Consider the following 3,869-nt stretch of genomic DNA (forward strand, 5'->3'; position numbering starts at 1 on the left):
AGTATAATACGGAAGTAAATTTCCGACTATAATATTTATGATGTGGAGGACTTAAATTGTGCGGAATCGCAGGAATCGTATACAAAGATAAAAAATTACATAATATTGGAAATGACATGACCAATATGCTTCACCAACTCCAGCATAGGGGACCCGACTCAGCAGGTTATTCAATCTATGGCGGAACCGGTTTAGAGGAAGATGAATACATTTTAAAAATTCAGGTAAAAGAAAGTGAAAAATTGCTTGATAAAGTAAAACACACTATTAACTTCGTGACTCCAATTAAACAAGATGCCATCTTACCTTCAGTTGGAGATTCATTCATCTACCAATGTAAAATATCTTTGGATAAATTTTGCGAGTTAAAACCGTTAATTACTAAAGTGGACACAATCGATGATGTAATTGTAATAAATGGAAGTCATGATTTCGAAATGATTAAGGATGTAGGTTCTGTACTTGATATTGCGGACAGGTATGATGTAAGAAGTGTTAAAGGAACTCATGCAATAGGCCATACCCGTTTTTCAACAGAAAGTGGGGTAGACAGATACCATGCACACCCTTTCCAAACATACATTGTACGCGATATTTCCGTAGTGCACAACGGACAAATTACAAACTACTGGAAAATACGCGATCCTTTGGAAAGAAAAGGCCATACATTTGAAACATTCAATGATACGGAATGTCTTGTTCACTACATTGCTGATAAATTGGATACCGGTTACACATTAGAGGAAGCGCTAGAACAATCTGTAGAAGATATGGACGGTCCATTTTCTTATATTATAGGAACTCCACAGGGAATCGGAATAGCAAAAGATAAACTGGGTCTAAGACCAGGTGTAATGGCGGAAACGGATGAAGTATTTGCGATTGCATCAGAAGAAGTGTCTCTAAGAGAAGTGGTTGACACACACCATGTAGAACAAATTTCTCCAGGTGAAGTAATGGTATATGAGATTTAGGTGATTGGATGAAAGTTTTTGAGATTGATGCTGAAAATTTAACTCCCCGTGAGATAAATTCACAGGTAAAGGAGGCTGCTTGCGAATATGATAAGATAATCATCAGGAATCCTAATGCTAAACATTACCTTGCTGCCGGAGTAACTGAAGATGTGGAAATCGAATTCGATGGATCGGTGGGATACTTTGCAGGATGCATGTGTGATGGTCCTAAAATCAAAATCAATGGAAATGCAGGCTGGTTTGTAGGAGATAACATTACCGGCGGGGAAGTGATAGTTGAAGGATCTGCCGGTGATGGAGCGGGCCAGGGAATATATGATGGTACTGTTGTCGTGCGTGAATCAGTCGGTTCAAGAACCGGAGAAATCATGAAAAAGGGGACAATAATCATTGGGGGAAACTCCGGATTTATGACAGGCATTTTCATGATGGGCGGACGCATAATCATCTTGGGTGACGTTGGAGATGATGTGGCCGAATCAATCATACGCGGTGTAGTGTATGTCAAAGGGGAAATCAAAAGCTTAGGCTATAATGCAAAATTGGAAGAGCTTACCTTTGAAGATACTTTGAATCTTGAAGAAGCATTGACAGAATATGACTTTGACATTGACGATTATTCAGAATTCAAAAAAATAGTTCCAGAAAGTACAAGGCCATTTTATGGTCACTAGGGGGAAAAGAGTATGCCATACAGAGTTGAAAGAAATCCGGATTTATGTAAAAAAAATTTTGGACGTCCAGGATGTTGCTGGTATTTATGTGATGATAGGGATGAAAAAATTTGTGGAAGATGTTTTTCATGTTTTAATAATTGCCCTCATGGAGTTTATGAAATTATTCAAGGCGACCCATATCCGCTAAACCAGGAAAAATGCGTGGGTTGTAGGATTTGTCTTGAAATGTGTCCAAATCGTGCAATTGAAGTAAATGCAATTCCAGAGGATGCAAGACAAGGATGGGGATTCCCAGATATTGTTGAAATTGTAAGGCAAGCACAAACAGCATCATATAAACTCAGAAGTACTGGAGCACTTAGAAGAATTCCCGACTTTGATGATTTGGTGGTAATTCCCGCTCAGGTATCAAGACCTCCTATTGATAAATACAGGGAGCCTTGTGGAACAGATGTGGTTTTAGGGGATAGGTATGCAGAAAACCCTCTGAAATTAGCCACTCCTATCATGATTGGAGCAATGTCTTTTGGGGCTTTGTCAAAAGAAGCAAAAATGGCTTTGGCTATTGGTTCTTCACTAGCAGGAACAGTAACAAATACCGGTGAAGGAGGAATGCTTCCGGAAGAGCGAGAACTGGCAGATAAGTTAATTGCACAATATGCATCAGGTCGTTTTGGAGTGTCTGCAGATTATCTTAAAAAAGGAGATGCCATTGAGATAAAAATTGGTCAGGGAGCAAAATCTGGAATGGGAGGACACCTGCTGGGTGAAAAGGTGACTGCCGAGGTGTCAAGAATTAGAAACATTCCTGAAGGATCAGATGCATTGTCTCCTGCAAGACACATGGATATTGTCGGGCCTGAAGACTTAAGCATGAAAATATCACAATTACGTGAAATAACCGATTGGAAAGTGCCGATTATGGTTAAATTTGCTTCCGGTAAAGTAGCTTCAGATGTAAAAATCGCAGCTAAGGGAGGAGCAGATATAATCGTAGTGGACGGTATGCAAGGGGGAACCGGGGCTGGTCCTGAAGTAATCATGGAGCACTCCGGTATTCCATCTCTTGCCTCAATTGTAGAAGCAGACTTGGCATTAAAAGAAATTGGTTTAAGAGACCAAGTAAGTTTGGTGGCTGCAGGTGGAGTTCGCTCAGGTGCGGATTTGGCTAAAGCTATTGCACTTGGAGCGGATGCGGTATATATTGCTACAGCTGCTTTAATATCAATTGGATGTAGAGTATGTCAAATGTGTTATACCGGAACATGTAGAAAAGGAATAGCTACACAGGATTTATCCTTAAGACATAGGCTTGATTATAAGGAAATGGGTAAAAATGTAGCTAATTACATTAACACAATGACAGATGAAGCTTGTATGTTAGTTCAACAGGCTGGAAATACTCACATTACAAAACTTGAAAAAGAGAATTTGCGTGCATTAACATTGGAAGCATCAGCATTAACCGGTGTTCCTATGGCTGGTGTTGGCAAAATTTAAGTACTTAATTAGTTAAGTACTTACAAACTTTTTTTTCATTTGAAAATTCTTGTTTCCAATTCAAAATCGGGGTCAATTGCCATAATCTTTTCAGATAGGTAATCAGTTAGTTTTGAATATTCTTCTGAGGTTTTGGAAAATAGGTAAATACTTTCTTTTGGAACGTCCAGGCTTTCAATTTGTCTTTCTTCAAGCGGACGGAAATTAGGTTTATAGCCTTTGCAATATCCGAATTCTGTTCTCATGTTTTTCAATTCGTCTATTCTTTCATAGGTTCCTTTTTTTATAGTTTGGATTTTGTCGAATTTGATGTCCAGTGTTCCAATATGTTCTATAGTAGTAAATATGTCTTCAGTTTCCTCATTCCATATGGAAAAGTCTGTGTCTACTGTATTCAATTCCTTGACCATTTTGGTGAATATGTCATTTGCTTCTCTTTCATTTTCACAGGTTATTCTAAAAAAAGTTAAGTCCTCAACAACATCAGTAAGATTAATCGGTTCGATATTAAAAAGCACATGGGATGATGATTTTGTAATATTCTCTGAATATTTGAGTATAATCTTATTGATTTCAGGTATCTTATCATGATCGAAAGTTGCAATTGAATATTTTTGTATTGTAACCATGAATGTTAATATATGTTTTTGATATAATAAATGTTTTTGTTACTGCTGATACTTTTTTTTTTGAAAAATATTTATTTTAAATAAAA

The 3,869-nt window shown here is 37.7% G+C and carries 4 protein-coding genes; 3 read left to right on the plus strand and 1 reads right to left on the minus strand.

Annotation, left to right across the window (positions count from 1 at the left end):
* The first annotated feature begins 56 nt into the window (after positions 1-56).
* From ACKI4K_RS04515 to ACKI4K_RS04525, 3 genes are read left to right on the plus strand one after another with little or no spacing between them, the layout of a single operon-like run.
* On the plus strand, positions 57-974 hold the full coding sequence (locus ACKI4K_RS04515; protein ID WP_407422713.1) for a class II glutamine amidotransferase: 918 nt from the start codon (positions 57-59) through the stop codon (positions 972-974).
* 8 nt (positions 975-982) lie between these two features.
* The gene (locus ACKI4K_RS04520) at positions 983-1,651 is read left to right on the plus strand and encodes a tributyrin esterase (protein WP_407422715.1); all 669 of its coding nucleotides are present in this window, start codon (positions 983-985) and stop codon (positions 1,649-1,651) included.
* A gap of 12 nt (positions 1,652-1,663) precedes the next feature.
* The gene (locus tag ACKI4K_RS04525; protein WP_407422717.1) at positions 1,664-3,154 is read left to right on the plus strand and encodes a glutamate synthase-related protein; all 1,491 of its coding nucleotides are present in this window, start codon (positions 1,664-1,666) and stop codon (positions 3,152-3,154) included.
* Between the two features lie 35 nt (positions 3,155-3,189).
* Here ACKI4K_RS04525 and ACKI4K_RS04530 read toward each other — a convergent pair whose 3' ends face one another.
* A complete protein-coding gene (locus ACKI4K_RS04530) occupies positions 3,190-3,783 on the minus strand; it encodes a hypothetical protein (protein ID WP_407422719.1) in 594 nt (197 codons plus the stop codon).
* Positions 3,784-3,869: the final 86 nt, after the last annotated feature.

Origin of the sequence: Methanobrevibacter sp., from assembly GCF_045644645.1 — an archaeon.
GTDB lineage: Archaea > Methanobacteriota > Methanobacteria > Methanobacteriales > Methanobacteriaceae > Methanocatella.

Excerpts from the sequence above, each read along its gene's own strand:
- ACKI4K_RS04520 (WP_407422715.1), top strand. The coding sequence starts at position 983 with ATGAAAGTTTTTGAGATTGATGCTGAAAATTTAACTCCCCGTGAGATA.
- ACKI4K_RS04525 (WP_407422717.1), top strand. The coding sequence starts at position 1,664 with ATGCCATACAGAGTTGAAAGAAATCCGGATTTATGTAAAAAAAATTTT.
- ACKI4K_RS04530 (WP_407422719.1), bottom strand. The coding sequence starts at position 3,783 with ATGGTTACAATACAAAAATATTCAATTGCAACTTTCGATCATGATAAG.